The 15,215-nt window shown below is 64.9% G+C and carries 15 protein-coding genes and 2 tRNA genes; 11 read left to right on the top strand and 6 right to left on the bottom strand.

Annotation, left to right across the window (positions count from 1 at the left end; all coding sequences use genetic code 11):
• Positions 1–45 precede the first annotated feature (45 nt).
• From trpD to GGR61_RS13805, 4 genes are all read left to right on the top strand, one after another.
• Positions 46–1,104: an anthranilate phosphoribosyltransferase gene (gene trpD / locus GGR61_RS13820; RefSeq protein ID WP_184622028.1), complete on the top strand. Its 1,059-nt coding sequence runs from the start codon at positions 46–48 to the stop codon at positions 1,102–1,104.
• 206 nt (positions 1,105–1,310) lie between these two features.
• A complete protein-coding gene (locus GGR61_RS13815) occupies positions 1,311–2,195 on the top strand; it encodes a hypothetical protein (protein ID WP_184407833.1) in 885 nt (294 codons plus the stop codon).
• Positions 2,196–2,514: 319 nt separating this feature from the next.
• Positions 2,515–3,312 carry an indole-3-glycerol phosphate synthase TrpC gene (gene trpC / locus GGR61_RS13810; RefSeq protein WP_184622026.1) on the top strand — a complete coding sequence of 266 codons (798 nt, stop codon included), beginning with the start codon at positions 2,515–2,517 and terminating at the stop codon, positions 3,310–3,312.
• Positions 3,305–4,021, top strand: a complete 717-nt coding sequence (locus GGR61_RS13805) for a haloacid dehalogenase-like hydrolase (protein ID WP_184407831.1) — start codon at positions 3,305–3,307, stop codon at positions 4,019–4,021. The genes trpC and GGR61_RS13805 overlap by 8 nt, the downstream gene beginning before the upstream one ends.
• 272 nt (positions 4,022–4,293) lie before the next feature.
• On the opposite strand, the gene crp is transcribed toward GGR61_RS13805, so the two are convergent.
• Positions 4,294–4,986, bottom strand: a complete 693-nt coding sequence (gene crp, locus GGR61_RS13800; protein WP_184407830.1) for a cAMP-activated global transcriptional regulator CRP — start codon at positions 4,984–4,986, stop codon at positions 4,294–4,296.
• Positions 4,987–5,123: 137 nt separating this feature from the next.
• Between crp and speD the strand changes: the two genes are divergently transcribed.
• The gene (speD, locus tag GGR61_RS13795) at positions 5,124–5,918 is read left to right on the top strand and encodes an adenosylmethionine decarboxylase (RefSeq protein WP_010368069.1); all 795 of its coding nucleotides are present in this window, start codon (positions 5,124–5,126) and stop codon (positions 5,916–5,918) included.
• A 162-nt stretch (positions 5,919–6,080) separates the two neighbouring features.
• Entirely contained in the window at positions 6,081–6,395 is a 315-nt protein-coding gene (locus GGR61_RS13790) for a multidrug efflux SMR transporter (protein WP_003483069.1), read from the top strand.
• A 279-nt stretch (positions 6,396–6,674) separates the two neighbouring features.
• On the opposite strand, the gene coq7 is transcribed toward GGR61_RS13790, so the two are convergent.
• Entirely contained in the window at positions 6,675–7,328 is a 654-nt protein-coding gene (gene coq7, locus GGR61_RS13785; protein WP_184622024.1) for a 2-polyprenyl-3-methyl-6-methoxy-1,4-benzoquinone monooxygenase, read from the bottom strand.
• A 181-nt stretch (positions 7,329–7,509) separates the two neighbouring features.
• On the opposite strand from coq7, the gene rplM reads away from it, so the two are divergent.
• Both rplM and rpsI read left to right on the top strand, forming a co-directional pair.
• Entirely contained in the window at positions 7,510–7,938 is a 429-nt protein-coding gene (gene rplM, locus GGR61_RS13780) for a 50S ribosomal protein L13 (protein ID WP_003483082.1), read from the top strand.
• Positions 7,939–7,940: 2 nt separating this feature from the next.
• Positions 7,941–8,333 (top strand): 30S ribosomal protein S9, encoded by a 393-nt coding sequence (rpsI, locus tag GGR61_RS13775; protein WP_005990700.1) that lies wholly within the window; start codon positions 7,941–7,943, stop codon positions 8,331–8,333.
• A 443-nt stretch (positions 8,334–8,776) separates the two neighbouring features.
• Here the strand turns inward: rpsI and GGR61_RS13770 are convergent.
• Positions 8,777–8,850, bottom strand: a tRNA-Gln gene (locus GGR61_RS13770).
• A 52-nt stretch (positions 8,851–8,902) separates the two neighbouring features.
• Positions 8,903–8,979: transfer RNA gene (locus GGR61_RS13765), tRNA-Met, on the bottom strand.
• A 118-nt stretch (positions 8,980–9,097) separates the two neighbouring features.
• Here GGR61_RS13765 and GGR61_RS13760 point away from each other — a divergent pair.
• The 3 genes from GGR61_RS13760 (at position 9,098) to bfr (ending at position 10,628) form a co-directional block, all read left to right on the top strand.
• Positions 9,098–9,715: an RNA pyrophosphohydrolase gene (locus GGR61_RS13760; RefSeq protein ID WP_184622022.1), complete on the top strand. Its 618-nt coding sequence runs from the start codon at positions 9,098–9,100 to the stop codon at positions 9,713–9,715.
• Positions 9,716–9,795: 80 nt separating this feature from the next.
• Positions 9,796–10,005 (top strand): bacterioferritin-associated ferredoxin, encoded by a 210-nt coding sequence (locus GGR61_RS13755; RefSeq protein ID WP_184407827.1) that lies wholly within the window; start codon positions 9,796–9,798, stop codon positions 10,003–10,005.
• Positions 10,006–10,157: 152 nt separating this feature from the next.
• Positions 10,158–10,628: a bacterioferritin gene (gene bfr, locus GGR61_RS13750; protein WP_005990707.1), complete on the top strand. Its 471-nt coding sequence runs from the start codon at positions 10,158–10,160 to the stop codon at positions 10,626–10,628.
• A gap of 331 nt (positions 10,629–10,959) precedes the next feature.
• Here bfr and GGR61_RS13745 read toward each other — a convergent pair whose 3' ends face one another.
• Complete coding sequence (locus GGR61_RS13745; RefSeq protein WP_184622074.1) at positions 10,960–13,227, bottom strand: ATP-binding protein; 2,268 nt, start codon at positions 13,225–13,227, stop codon at positions 10,960–10,962.
• Positions 13,228–13,266: 39 nt separating this feature from the next.
• The gene (locus GGR61_RS13740) at positions 13,267–15,210 is read right to left on the bottom strand and encodes an EAL domain-containing response regulator (protein ID WP_184622020.1); all 1,944 of its coding nucleotides are present in this window, start codon (positions 15,208–15,210) and stop codon (positions 13,267–13,269) included.
• Positions 15,211–15,215 lie beyond the last annotated feature (5 nt).

Below are 15,215 nucleotides of genomic sequence, written 5' to 3'. Positions count from 1 at the left end.
CGCATTGCAGCCCCCTTTTTTCTTCGCATTACCACGGTTGCCCCCATGCCCATGACTCCGCAAGAAGCCCTGCAGCGCACCATCGAACACCGCGAAATCTTCCATGACGAAATGGTGGAGTTGATGCGGCAGATCATGCGTGGCGAGGTGTCCGACATGATGGTCGCCGCCATCCTCACCGGGCTGCGGGTCAAGAAGGAAACCATCGGCGAGATTGCCGGCGCGGCAACGGTGATGCGTGAATTCTCGCGGCGCGTGGAGGTGACCGACCATCGTCACATGGTGGACATCGTCGGCACCGGCGGTGATGGCTCGCACACCTTCAATATCTCCACCTGCGCGATGTTCGTGGCCGCCGCTGGCGGCGCCAAGGTCGCCAAGCACGGCAACCGCAGCGTCTCGTCCAAGTCCGGCAGTGCCGACGCGCTGGAAGCGCTGGGCGCGGCGATCGAACTGCAGCCAGCGCAGGTCGCCGCCTCGCTGGCGCAGACCGGGATCGGCTTCATGTACGCCCCGGTGCATCACCCGGCCATGAAAGTGGTGGCGCCGGTGCGCCGCGAAATGGGCGTGCGCACCATCTTCAATATCCTCGGTCCGCTGACCAATCCGGCCGGCTCGCCCAATATCCTGATGGGCGTCTTCCACCCCGATCTGGTCGGCATCCAGGCGCGCGTGCTGCACGAGCTGGGCGCCGAGCGCGCGCTGGTGGTGTGGGGGCGCGATGGCATGGACGAACTCTCGCTCGGTGCCGGCACCCTGGTCGGCGAACTGCGCGATGGCCAGGTGCGCGAATACGAAGTGCATCCGGAAGATTTCGGCATCGCCATGTCGGCCAGTCGCAACCTCAAGGTGGCCGATGCCGCCGAGTCGCGCACGATGCTGCTGCAGGTGCTGGACAACGTGCCCGGCCCGGCGCTGGACATCGTTGCGCTCAACGCCGGCGCAGCCCTTTACGTGTCCGGCGTGTCCGACAGCATCGCCGACGGCGTCGCGCGCGCGCGCGCGGTGCTGGCCGACGGCTCGGCACGCGCCAGATTGGATGCGTATGTCGCGTGTACGCGGGAGTTGGCGGGTCTGGATGGCGCCGAGCGCAGCTGCGTCTGAGCGGGCCATCTGGTGTGACCGCACGCGCGCGGCGCGGCCGTCGGGGGGGCCGGCGACGCGCGATGCGCTGGCTCAACGCGGGTGCCGCGTTGCCCGCGTTCAGCCGCCCGCGCACGCCTTCCGCCTCGGCGGAGATGGTCGGCGCATGGATGGAGCGCTAAGCTGCTGTCCGCAGCGTCTGCCGCACGCGATGACAAGGAGTTTGCGTGGCCAACCGATCCTATCTCTACAGCCTCAGCAACCGGCCAACGGCGTACGACGATCGACCGGAAATGATTTGCGGCCTGTCGGAGTGGCCGTATGACGTGCCGTTCGTATACCGGCTGCTGATGTCGGCCGATCCCCAGCTGTGCGCATCGCTGGTCTCGGACGGTCTGGGCGATGATGACGAAGCGCCGGGCGACGATGACGATGGACACAGCGATGGCGCGCATGCACAGGCTGGCCGGAAGACGCGCCTTTATGCAATCAGCAGCACGTTCGACCCAGGCATGGAACGGTTCCGTCGCTTTGTCGAGATCGTAAAAATTCTCGTCGCAACCGCTGCACCTGCAATGCCCACACCCGCACCTGCACCCGCACCTGCACCTGTGTCTTTCACCGGGCGGCTCAAGCGCATGTTCTCGGCTGCACCGTCCTCCGCTGAACTGGCTGCGCAACCGCCCGGCCCGGCGCCTGCGGCGGTCGAACATCTGCCGAGCTGGCTGGACGAATCGCTGATCTTTCTGGAAGAGCGCAGCGATGATTTCCTGCTGCTGGAAACAGTCGAGCTCGACCTCATGTCGGAGGGCGAGGAGCAGGGACTGCGCGACTGCGTCGAGGCAGAGATCGACAGATGCCGCGCTGTCGGTGCCGCGTTCGCCGCCTTGCCGGCCGACATGCACGACGCTGCGCAGCTCGTGCGCCGCGCTGCGGCGCAACTGCACGCGCCGCCGCTGGATGCGTTCTACGGCTTGCGCTTCGACGACGACTGCGACAGTACCCGGACAGGCGCCACCAAGCACCCGTTGGGCCTGATGAACTGGTCCGAAGACCTGTACTTCGAGGTGATGGACCGCGAGGACTTCGAGGAACGCCGGGCGAACGGTTGAGGTCGGATGCGGTGGCCTTGGCGCCTGGCCGCAACGCCGCAGCAGCGGTCACGGATGGGTTGCCCGACGACTGCGCGCATCGCTCAGTCAATCGACGGCCGAGGCGATCGATGCACGTTGGCCGTCATCATTGGCGACACGGCAAGGCGGCGCTGGTACACATCTGCAACGACGACTGCGTATCGCTCCATGGCGCGCTGCCTTTCCCAGGGCAACCGGCGGTTACCTGGTCCGCTGGATCCGTCTGCTGGATCCTGGATCCTTACCCCGGTCGTCACCGTCTTGGTCGATAATGTCCGCTCATCAGGACACAAACCGCATGAGCGACATCCTCAATACCATCCTTGCCCGCAAGGCCGACGAAGTCGCCGAGCGCAGCGCCCGCGTGCCGCTGGCCGAGCTGATCGCGCGCACTGCCGATCTGCCGCTCACCCGCGGTTTTGCCGCGGCCATGCAGGCCAGCATCGCGGCCGGTGACCCGGCGGTGATCGCCGAAGTGAAGAAGGCCAGCCCGTCCAAGGGCGTGATCCGTCCGGATTTCCATCCGGCCGATATCGCGGTCAGCTACGAATTCGGTGGCGCCAGTTGCCTGTCGGTGCTGACCGACGTGGATTTCTTCCAGGGGTCCGACGCGTATCTGCGGCAGGCGCGCGACGCCTGCACGCTGCCGGTGCTGCGCAAGGATTTCACCGTCGACCCGTACCAGGTCTACGAAGCGCGCGTGCTCGGCGCCGACTGCATCCTGCTGATCGTCTCGGCGCTGGAGGACGCGCAGCTGGCCGATCTGTCCGGCCTGGCCATGCAGATCGGCCTGGATGTGCTGGTGGAAGTGCACGACATCGACGAGCTCGAGCGCGCGGTGCAGGTGCCGGTGCCGATGATCGGCATCAACAACCGCAACCTGCGCACCTTCGACGTGTCGCTGCAGACGACCCTGGACATGCGGGCCGCCGTGCCGCGCGACCGTGTGCTGGTCACCGAGAGCGGCATCGTCACCCCGGCCGATGTGCAGTTGATGCGCGGACACGGTGTGAACGCGTTTCTGGTGGGCGAGACCTTCATGCGTGCACCCGAACCCGGCGAGTCGCTGCGTCAGCTATTCTTCGCGCATGACTGAGTCGTATCCGGCACCGCGCGACGATGCGCCGCTGGTGGTCTTCGATTTCGACCACACGCTTTACGACGGCGATTCCGGTAGCCATCTGTTCGCCTGGTTGATCAAACGCAACCCGTTGCGCCTGCTGGTCGCGCTGCTGGCGTCGCCGCTGCTCGGGCCGATGGTGGCGATGCTGCCGACCCGTCGTCGCGGTGTGTCCGGCTATGTCTGGATCGCCACCTTCGGCCTGCACCGCGCGCGCGAGTTCAACCGCTTCATCGATGCGTACGTGCTCAAGCACGAGGCGCAGATCCGGCAGCGGTTGTTGCCGCACGCATTGAAGGTGTTCACCGAGCACCGCGCGGCAGGAGATCGTGTCGTGGTTGCCACCGGTGCGCCGCCGGAGCTGGCGCGCGCCATTCTCGGCTTCGTGGCACATCAGGACGTGCCGGTGATCGGCAGCCTGGTGGGCCCACGCCTGGGGGCGGTCACCGCGCGCCGTCACTGCCACAACGAAGAGAAGATGCGCATGTTGCGCGAGCGCGGCTACGCCGACATCGCCATCGCGTATTCGGACAGCACCGCCGACCTGCCGCTATTGAAGGCGGCGCGCGCGCCGGTGGTGGTCAATCCCAAGGCCAATCGCGAAGCGTTGTTCCGCCAGGTGCTGCCTGCCGGAACGCCGATCCTCAACTGGGGGTGTCGCGATCGGGGTGGCAAGGCGTTGTAGCGCCTGTTTCCAGGCTGCGGCCGCTGCAAGCACCGCTTTCTTTTGGCTTTGTCCGTGCGATCGCAGTGCGATTGCGTGATTCGGCGCTGATCGAACTCACGCTTCCGCGTGCGCAGATGTCGTGGCTGCGGCCGGTCAAGCCTCCGGCGAGACGCAGCACGCGCCTTGCCATCGCTCGCCAGCACGCCCCGGCTGCATCGACCGCATGCCTTGTTGCATGCGGCGTCAGCAGCGGTTGGTGCGAGAGCCACACCAACCGCAACGGCTAGCGCTTAGCGGGTGCCGTACAGCACGACTGTCTTGCCGCGTGCATGCAGCAGGCCGTCGGCTTGCAGCTTCTTGAGCACGCGCCCGGCCATTTCGCGCGAGCAACCGACCAGGCGTGCCAACTCCTGCCGCGAGACGCGCAGCTGGGTGCCCTGCGGGTGGCTCATCGCTTCCGGCTCCTTGGACAGATCGTGCAGCGTGCGCACGATGCGGTCGGTCACGTCCAGGAACGCCAGGCGGCTGGCTTTCCTTGTGGTGTCGAGCAGCCGCTTGGAGAGCTGAACGCCGATCGCATACAGGATGCGGGGCGCGTCCGGCGACAGGCTGGTCTGAAACAGCTGCTGCAGCCGCTCGTAGCTGATCTCGGCCAACTCGCACTGGGTGCGGGTGCGCAAGATCACCTCGCGGGTATCGGATTCGATGAACAACCCCATCTCGCCGACGAACTCGCCGCTACCGAAGTAGCCCAGCACCAACTCACGATCGTCATCTTCCTCGGCAATGATGCTCACCGAGCCACTGATCACGTAATAGAGGGTGCCAGCCGGGTCTCCTGGCCGGAACACATCGGTCCGGGTCGGATAGCGTCTGCGATGGCTGTGCGCCAGGAAGCGTTCAATCGTGCCCGCGTCCAGCGCCAGCAAAGGGGTAGCGTTACGTACCGTCGTAGTCACAACCGTCGTGTTTCCTGGGCTCATGGTAGTTCCGCGTGTAGTTCCTGAAGCTTAACGGCATGAGTCATGCAAGGTAAACCATTCTGAACGTTGGCATTTCGTTGCTGGGATCTTTGGCTCATAATTGTTTCCTTTCCCGCCTTCCATAAGGACAGACCGACGTGGTCAAGCCGTTGCCTCGCCTGAGGCTACAGGGGTTCAATAACCTCACCAAGGCGTTGAGCTTCAACATCTACGACGTCTGTTACGCGCGCACCGAAGAGGAGCGTCAGCGCTACATCGAATACATCGATGAGCAATACGACGCTGATCGTCTGACGCAGATCCTGACCGATGTGGCCGAGATCATTGGCGCCAACATCCTCAATATCGCACGTCAGGACTACGATCCGCAGGGGGCGTCGGTAACGATCCTCATTTCGGAAGAGCCCGTCATCGATAAGAAGCAGGCCGGCAAGGAGTTGATCTCCGATGCCGTGGTTGCTCATATGGACAAGAGTCATATCACTGTCCATACATATCCGGAAACGCACCCGCAGGAAGGCATCGCCACGTTCCGCGCCGACATCGACGTCGCCACGTGCGGCGTGATCTCGCCGCTGAAGGCGCTGAACTATCTGATCGAGACTCTGGAATCAGACATCGTGATCATGGACTACCGTGTCCGTGGCTTTACCCGCGATGTGAAGGGCAAGAAGCACTACATCGACCACAAGATCAACTCGATCCAGCACTTCCTCGCCAAGAACGTGAAGTCGCGCTACGAGATGATCGATGTCAACGTCTATCAGGAAAATATCTTCCACACCAAGATGCACCTGAAGGACTTCGACCTGGATCAGTACCTGTTCGAAGAGCGCGCCAAGAACCTTTCGTTCAAGGAGCGCATGAAGATCGAAACGTTGCTCAAGCGCGAGATCGAAGAGCTGTTTCACGGTCGTAACCTGAGCGAATAAGCGCAGGGACCAGCTGTTGCGCGCCTGTGTGCAGGCGCGCGAAAGAATCAAGGCGGGACGGCCCGCCACGCGATGACCTCGCGTTCCACAGCCGACGGCGGCCCAGTGTGCAAACACTGGGTCGCTTTTTTTTTGTGCGTTTTTCAAGTGAGGAGTGATGCGATGCCCTGGATCTATCTGCTGCTGGCCGGCCTGTTCGAAATCGGCTTTGCCATGGGCCTGAAGTACAGCGACGGCTTTACCCGCCTGTGGCCGACCGTGCTGACGATCGGCCTGGCGGGCATCAGCCTGTGGTTTCTGACCCAGGCCCTGAAGACCATCCCGGTGGGCACCGGGTACGCGATCTGGACCGGAATCGGCGCGCTGGGCGTCACCATCGCCGGCATCGCGCTGTTCGGCGACAGTGCGTCGTGGTCGCGGCTGGCCTGCATCGGCTTGATCGTTGCCGGTGTGATTGGATTGAAGCTGGTCGGGTAGTTGTGGTCGTGGTCGTGGTCAGTCCCACTGTGTGGGCCTGCCCCCCAAAGTTTGCTGCGCAAACCTTGGGCCCCACGCGTGGTCAATCCCACTGCGTGGGCCTGCCCCCCCCAAAGTTTGCTGCGCAAACCTTGGGCCCCACTCCGTAGCTCCCTATCCCCGCGCCTTCGGCGCGCCCCCTTAACAAAGGGGGCTCTGCTCCAGTTGGGTGTTGCGAGTGCAAGGCCTGGTTTGCTTGGGCGCCGTCAGCCGCCATTCCCATTCCCCATTCCCGGCCGGCTACAGCCGGTAGGCGATGGTCTTCATCAGCTTGGACGCCAGGGCCATGGCGGTGGGGATGGGGGAGGGCAGGATGCGGGCGCCGGCTTGTTCGGCGTGGTCGGCGTGGCGGGCTTCGTCGATCTTCATCACGCGCAGGATCGCGCGGCTACGTTGGTCGATCTCCGGCAGGGTCTCCAGGTGCTCGTCTAGATGGGCTTCGACCTGGCGCTCGGTCTCGACCACGAAGCCCAGGCTCCAGTCGTCGCCGCGCAGCCCGGCCAGGGCACCGAGTGCGTAACTGCCGGCATACCAGACCGGGTTGAGCAGGCTGGGGCGGCTGTCCAGTTCGTGCAGGCGATCGGCGCACCAGGCCAGGTGGTCGGTTTCTTCCTGCGCGGCTTCCAGCAGGTGCTGCTGGGTGTGCGCATCGCGGGCGACGGCGGCCTGGCCGAAGTACAGGCCCTGCGCGCAGACTTCGCCGACATGGTTGATGCGCATCAAGCCGGCGGCATGGCGGCGTTGCTCCGGGTCCAGCGCCACGTCGGGAGTGTCGGCGGCTGGGTTGGGCCGTTCTGCCGGCGGATTGCCGAATACCGTGTCCAGCGCGCGCTGGGCTTCGACCAGCAGCCGGTCGAGCGGGCTGTGCAGTCGGGAAGGAGTGGTATGGGTCATGCCCCGATTCTGGCCTCCGGCCGACCTGCTGCCAACCGCCGATCCGGGCCTGACGGTGCAACTTGCGTCGCAGGAGGGTGTCCCGTACAATCCCGCCTCTTCTGTTTCGCCTTCACAACGCGTGGCAAAGTTCCAGCGGTCATTGCCGCTGCAATCCGCCCGACCACTCAAGAGTTTTCTCATGACTACGTTCACCGCCAAGTCCGAGACCGTCCAGCGCGACTGGTATCTCGTTGACGCCGCCGGCAAGACGCTCGGCCGTCTGTCCACCGAACTGGCTCGCCGTCTGCGCGGCAAGCACAAGCCGGTCTATACCCCTCACGTCGATACTGGCGATTACCTCGTGGTGATCAATGCCGAGAAGATCGTGGTCACGGGTAACAAGCTGAAAGACAAGAAGTATCACCGCTTCACCGGCTACATCGGTAACTTGAAGACCGAGAGCCTGGAGCAGGCGCTGCAGCGCCACCCGGAGCGCGTGATCGAAATCGCCGTCAAGGGCATGCTGCCGAAGGGCCCCCTGGGCCGCACCATGTACCGCAAGCTCAAGGTCTATTCGGGTGCCGAGCATCCGCACGCCGCCCAGCAGCCGCAAGTTCTGGATATCTAATCATGGCTATCACGCAAAACTACGGCACTGGCCGCCGCAAGTCCTCCACCGCTCGCGTGTTCCTGCGCAAGGGTACCGGCAAGATCACCGTCAACGACCGTCCGCTGGACGAGTTCTTTGGCCGTGAGACGGCACGCATGATCGTGCGTCAGCCGCTGGAACTCACCAAGAACACCGAGAGCTTCGACATCCTGGTCACCGCCTCCGGCGGCGGCACCACCGGCCAGGCCGGTGCGATCCGCCTGGGCATCGCCCGCGCGCTGGTCGAGTACGACGAAACCCTGAAGTCCGAGCTGCGCAAGGCTGGCTTCATGACCCGCGACGCCCGCGAAGTCGAGCGTAAGAAGGTCGGTCTGCACAAGGCCCGTCGCGCGACCCAGTTCTCCAAGCGCTGATCCATCGCGTTTGGTGCGTCCCGGTTCGCCGGGGCGCCTGCGTCAAAAGCCCGGTCATGCCGGGCTTTTGTCGTTTTGGGATCTGCAAATGTGGTGCCTGCGATGCTGGTTCGGAGGCAGGTTTTTTCGCCGGGCTTGGCAGCGTTGCAGGCGGCAGATGGGTATCTCGTCGACCGCGTGCGATGGCGATACCCGGCTTGTGCAGCTGTCCAATCACTGAGGTCATTGGCGACGGATGGCGCCCGTAGGTGCGTTATGCATCCGGGGGGCATCTTGCTGCAGCCGCGTTCGTGCCTTCACGCGTTGAGTGGTGGGCAGTGTCAGCAGCGATTCCCGGTTGGCCTTGGGCGGGGATGTTTGCCTCCATCCTTCTTGGCTGGGGGCGGCTGGCAAACGGTCGGGCAACAAAAAAGGCCCGATCGTGAGATCGGACCTTTGGTGTTTGGCTGCCCCGGATGGATTCGAACCACCGATGCCTGAGTCAGAGTCAGGTGCCTTACCGCTTGGCGACGGGGCAATAAAACGGATTGATCCAAGATTATCGCATGCCGGTGAGGGCGTGAATACCTTGGTGGCTATGGGTGGACTCGAACCACCGACCCCAGCATTATGAGTGCTGTGCTCTAACCGGCTGAGCTACATAGCCTAGGGAGCCGGCAATTCTCACGATGCGCCAAGGTGTTGTCAAGTATTTCGTTTTCAGCTTGTGACCCGGGCGTCGCCGTGGCAGAGTCGGTGACAGTAGATTTTCAGGAGTCCGCATCGTGATCGATCCGGACGGCTTCCGGCCAAACGTTGGCATCGTGCTGATGCGGCAGGACGGTCAGGTGTTCTGGGCACGACGTGTGCGCAGGGACGGCTGGCAGTTCCCGCAAGGCGGCATGAACACCGACGAGACCCCCGTTGAAGCCATGTACCGCGAGTTGCGCGAAGAAACCGGGTTGTTGCCCGAGCATGTTCAATTGCTCGGCGCCACGCCTGGATGGTTGCGTTATCGGCTGCCCAGCCGGGCGGTGCGCCGCAACGAACGCCAGGTCTGCATCGGCCAGAAGCAGGTGTGGTTCCTGCTGCAGTTCACCGGCAACGAATCCCATCTCAAGCTCGACCAGACCGACACGCCGGAGTTCGACCATTGGCGCTGGGTGGATTTCTGGTATCCGGTCGAACATGTGGTGATGTTCAAGCGCGGCGTCTACGCGCGTGCACTGCGCCACCTGGCGCCGTTGGCGCAGAATCTGGCCGGGCCTGCCGCTGTCGGGGTGATGCCGGAGCGTGCGCTGGAGGCCTGGTTGCCGGGCAGTAGCGCGGCCGGGCACGACAGTCCGCGCAAGCGGCCACGCAAGCGCAGCGGGCCACGCGCCACCTGGATTAATAATGATTAACGTTTGGAATTGACACCTATTCTCGTTTGCGGTGGAATCAGCACCGGTCCTCTCCGGATCGCCAGCACCCGACCGATACCGTGTACGTCTGCATCTGTAATGGGGTCACCGACCACCAGATCCGCGAAGCGGCCGAAAACGGCTGCGCCAGCCTGGCCGAGCTCACCATGCGCACCGGCTGCGGGTCCAATTGTGGTTCATGTCTTGAGATGGCCGCCGACCTGCTGAGCCAGGCGCACGCCACGCGCGCGCTACCGTTGCCTCTGCTGGGGTTCGCCAGCGCTGCCTGAGGTCCGAGTGGCCTGTCCTGCGCTCTGGGCGATGCCCGGCGCGCTCATGCAGCGGCCGACTACGCGTCCCGCAACTGATCACGATTCGCGTTCCTTCATGCGCCGCGCCAACGCGTTAAAGTGCGGCCGGCTCACTGTCTCGGAGACATCGCATGAAGGGCGATACCAAGGTCATCGAGTACCTCAACAAGGTGCTCTACAACGAACTCACTGCGATCAACCAGTATTTCCTGCATGCCAAGATGCTGAAGAACTGGGGCCTGAAGGAACTGGCCGAGCATGAGTACAAGGAATCCATCGACGAGATGAAGCATGCGGACAAGCTGTCCGACCGCATCCTGTTTCTCGAAGGGCTTCCCAATTTCCAGGCGCTGGGCAAGCTGCGCATCGGCGAGAACCCCACCGAAATGTTTCGCTGCGATCTGGCGCTGGAGCGCGAGGCGGTCGCGGTGTTGCGCGAAGCGGTGGCGTATGCGGAAACCGTCAACGACTACGTGAGCCGCCAGCTGCTGGTGGACATCCTGGAGTCGGAAGAAGAGCACATCGACTGGCTGGAAACCCAGCTGGATCTGGTGGCGCGCATTGGCGAGCCCAATTATCTGCTGACCAAGCTGGATGATTGAGCGCGGCTGATGCCAGAGAGGGCCCGCAGATGGCGTGGCTCTGCTCGGCGTTGATGACACGCGCGCCGAGGTTTTGATTGGGTGCGTGTGTCGGGTACGCGCCGCGTCGCTCGTCCCCTGTCCGCAATCCCTCTCCTGCAGCAAGAGGGGCATGTTCGTGCCGCCCGATCATCTGTTGTAGGCCGAATGCGCGCTGTGCAGGCAGAACGTGTGTGAGGCACGCGACGCCTTGCGTCATTCGTTGAACTTGGCGAGAGAGACACAGGCAGCGCTTCGGCGCCGGGTCAGGGCGCGATGCGCTCAGTTCATCAATTTCTTCCGGGGTGACGGCTCAGCCGGCCGCGCGGCTGGCGGCGCGCAGGCGGGCGACCTGGCCCAGCAAGGCCAGGCGGGCGCGGGCGTATTCGGCGATGACCAGCGCCACCATCACCGAGGGGCGTTCGATGGTGCCGGTGCGTGCGGCCAGTTCGATCCGTCGCGCTGCGTTGGAAAGCGCCTGGGCGCCGACGTTGGCACTGGAGGACTTGAGCGTGTGCGCCAGATCGCGCAGCTGCATGCTGTCGCGGTTGGTGGCCGCAGTTTCCAGCTGTTCGATGATGCCCGGGGCATCCTCCAGGAACAGTTGCAGGATGGTGATGGTGTCGGTGCCCGCCACGTCGTAGAGCTCGTCGATGACGCTGTTGTCCAGGATCGGCAGTGCGCGTGCCTGCTGGACCGTGCTGCTGGCGTTCTCGGGTGCAAGCGGCGCGGCGCTGGTCGGTCCGGGCGATTGCGGCTGGCGCGGCAGCCAGCGCTGCAGGCAGGCGTCGAGTTGTTCGCGTGCGACCGGTTTGGACAGGTAATCGTCCATGCCGGCAGCCAGGCAGCGTTCGCGGTCGCCGGCCATGGCGTTGGCGGTCATCGCCACGATCGGGATCGGGCGGCCGCCGCTTTCGGTTTCCATCGCACGCCAGCGGCGGGTGGCGGCATAGCCGTCGAGCACCGGCATCTGGCAATCCATGAACACCATGTCGTAGCGGGTGGATTCCATGCTGCTCAGCGCGGCTTCGCCGTCGGTGGCGGTGTCGGCCTCGAAGCCCAGCACGGCCAGCAGCTTCTGCGCGACCAGCAGATTCACCGGGTTGTCCTCGACCAGCAGGATGCGCGCCTCGCGGGAATTGGTCGGTGGTGCCGGCGGCGGCTCGGGAATCATCGCCGAGGCCAGCATGGGCGCCACGGCGGGCTTGGGATCGGGCGGCAGCACCAGCGTGCGCAGGGTATCGTCCGGGCTCTGGCGCGGCGCCATGCTGGCGTTGTCCTGCAACTCGGACGGCACCGGCTCTTCGCCGTAGAGCCAGATCAGCCGCGCGCTGACGAGATCCTCCGGGCGCGCCAGTGCGCGATGCACGGCGCGCGCGCTGTAGCGCAGGGTGTCGTAGTCGGCGATGACGCAGCCAAAGCCCTCGGTGTCGCTGTGGCGGCGCAGGCGTTCCAGCGCCTCCTGGGTGGTTTCCATCAGCACGTGCGACAGGCCCCAGCTGTCGAGCAGATGTTTGAGGCGTTGCGACAGGCGTGCATCGGAACTGATCACCATCACCCGTTCGGCATCGCCACCGGTGTTCTGCTGCAGGTCGCCGATCACCTTGAGCAACGGAATTTCGAACCAGAACGTGGCGCCGCGTCCGGGTTCGGACTCCACTCCGATGCGTCCGCCCATCAGGTCGATGATGCGCTTGCAGATTGCCAGTCCCAGCCCGGTGCCACCGTACAGGCGCGTGGTGGAGGCATCGGCCTGGGCGAAGGAACGGAACAGACGCACCTGCTGCTCCGGCGCGATGCCGATGCCGGTATCGCGCACCTGGAAGCGCAACAGATGCTGGGCGCGTGTTTCGCCCAGGCGCCGCAGCTGGACGTCCACGCTGCCGCGTTCGGTGAACTTGATCGCGTTGCCGATCAGGTTGCCAAGCACCTGCCGCAGGCGGACCGGGTCGCCGCGCACCAGCAGGCGTACCGACGGCTCGATGTCCAGGCTCAGCCGCAGTTGGCGACCTTCGGCGGTGCGCTGCAACAGCTGCACGACGCCGTCGAGCAGCTCGCGCAGGTTGAAGGTGGTGGTCTCCAGTTCCAGCTTGTTGGCTTCGAGCTTGGAGTAATCGAGGATGTCGTCGACGATACGCAGCAGTTGCAGTGAGCTACTGGTTGCGGTCTGCAGCATGTCGCGCTGATCCAGGCTGAGTTGACCGCTGGAGATCAGCTCCAGCATCGGAATGATGCCGTTGAGCGGAGTGCGGATTTCGTGGCTCATGGTGGCGAGGAATTCGCCCTTGGCCAGGGTGGCGGCTTCGGCGGCCTGTTTGGCGCGCAGCAGCTGCTGTTCGAGTTCGCCATGGCGTTGCAATTCCTGCTGCAGCCGCGCGTGGGTGGCTTCGGCGTCGTCCAGGCGCTGCGACAGGGCCAGCTGCGCACGCGCATCGCGGTCGCTGGCGATGGCGGCACACACGCCGAACACCCCCGCGAGTGCTGCCGCGCTGGCGGCAACGACGAGCCAGGGGCCGGGAATTGCGCTCCACCACTGCAGGCCTGCGGCCAGCGTTGCGGCAATGGCCGCCAGGGGAGCCAGTGTGCTCCAGGCGCGAAGGCCTCCTGCCCGCGCCGTCACTCAGAGCACCGCGTTCGTGAAGTCGAAGTCCAGTTCCTTGCCGACGGTCTGCACCAGATTGCCCTGGATGAAATCCACCCCGCTCATCCACATCGCCGCGGCAGCCTGCGGGTCTTCGATGCGTTGGCCGATGATCAACAGGCCGCGCTGGTGGGCGACGTTGATCGCGCTGCGCAACTGGTCGCGGATGTCGGCATTGCCATGCGCATCGGCGAAGCGGTTGGCCATGCGCACGAAGCTGAGCGGCAATTGGCTCAGCAGCGCGTTGGCTTCGTCGCCGGGCTCGAACTGGCTGAGGCAGAACTGCACGCCGGCCGGCATCAGCTTGGCGCAGAACTGCTGCACGGTGACGGCGTGGATCAAGGCATCGTCCAGGCGCAGATCGACAATCAGCGATTGCCCGGCCACACCGCGCTCGGCCAGGGCCTGGAGCAGCCAGTCAGCGAAGGCGTCGCGTGCCAACGTGCGTGGCGACTGCGAGACGAACAGCCGCAGCGGCGGGCTGGCGTGCTGGTACAGATGCAGCAGGCCGAGCGCGTGGTCCATCACCTGTTGGTCCAGATCGGCGATGCGCCCGGCCGCTTCGGCAGCGGGAATCACCTGGCCGGCCGACAGCAGCGTGCCATCGCTCTGCCGCAGCCGCAGTAGCACCTGGTATTGCGCGGTGTCGCCGCCGGCTACGGCCACGATCGGTTGATAGGCCAATTCGAGCTGGCCTTCGACCAGACGCAGTTGCTCGCGTTGCTCGGCCTGGCTGGGCGCCAGATACACCTGCACGCCGTCGCTGCGCAGGCGTGCCTGCAAGGCGGTGCGTTCGACCGCTTCCAGCGCGCTGCCGGTGTCGTCGAAGCCCAGGCTCAGCGGTGCCAGGCCGATCGCGCAGCGCACGTGCACCGATTCTTCTTCGCGCACCGGGAAGGCATTGGCCGAGAGCCGTTGACGGATCTCCAATGCGTGCTGTTCCAGCCCGGTTTCGGGCATGTCCACAGCCAGCAGCAGGAAGCTGTTGTCGTTCAAGCGGGCCAGCGGATACGGATGCGCGGCACTGGCCAGGCGATGCCCGGCCTGGCTCATCAGGCGCTCGTAGGCGGCGTAGCCATAGCGTTCGCGCAGACCGAGCGCGCTGGCGATCTCGATGAAGAACAGGCCGCCGGATTGGGTGTGCTTCAGCGCGTCGGCGAGCAATTCCATCACGTGGCTGCGCGTGGGCAGGCCGGTTTCCGGATTGCTGCGCACGCTGACGGGTTCGCCTGCCTGTTGCAGCGCCTGCTGGCGCGCGCGGCGGATACGGTTGGACACTGCGGCGATCAGGTGGCGCGGGCGGATCGGCTTGGTGAGGAAATCATCCGCGCCGCTGTCGAGCACTTCGAACTGACGCTCCGGATCCGGGTCGCCGGTGAGAAACACGATCGGCAGCAGCTGCTGGCCCGGCTGCTGGCGAATCAGGGTGGTCAGGCGGATGCCGTCCAACTCCGGCATGTGCAGGTCCATCAGGATCAGATCCGGGTGGTAGTCCTGGATCGCCTGCGGCACGCTGGCGGCGGTCATTTCGACCTGCGCATGCATGCCGGCGCCATGCAGCACGCTCTGTGCGAACAGCGCCTGCGAGCGGTCGTCTTCGACGATCAGGACGCGATACGGCGCATCGGCTGCCACGTGGTCGCCGTCGTCGCGGGTTTCCGATTGCGCTGCAGGCCTGGGCGATGCGGCCGTGCTGCCCGCATTGTTTCCGTGGGCCACGGCCTGCGGCGGCATGGGCGCAGCAGCGCTTCCCGGCGCGCGGATAATGGCCGCACTCACCGGCGCAGCGTCTTCTGACGCAGCTGCGGTTTCGTCGGCCCAGCGCTGCCAGTAGTCGGCCGGCGGGGTTTCCGCGCGCAGCGGACGATTACGCGTGGCGGTATCGTCACGCGGGGTGAAAGGAACCGGATCTCGGGCGGCCATCGATA

It is taken from the genome of Xanthomonas sp. 3058 (assembly GCF_014199765.1).
GTDB classification, from domain to species: Bacteria; Pseudomonadota; Gammaproteobacteria; order Xanthomonadales; family Xanthomonadaceae; genus Xanthomonas; species Xanthomonas campestris_B.
The sequence above is the reverse complement of the archived record's forward strand: the minus strand, read 5'-3'. Positions and strand labels throughout refer to the sequence as shown.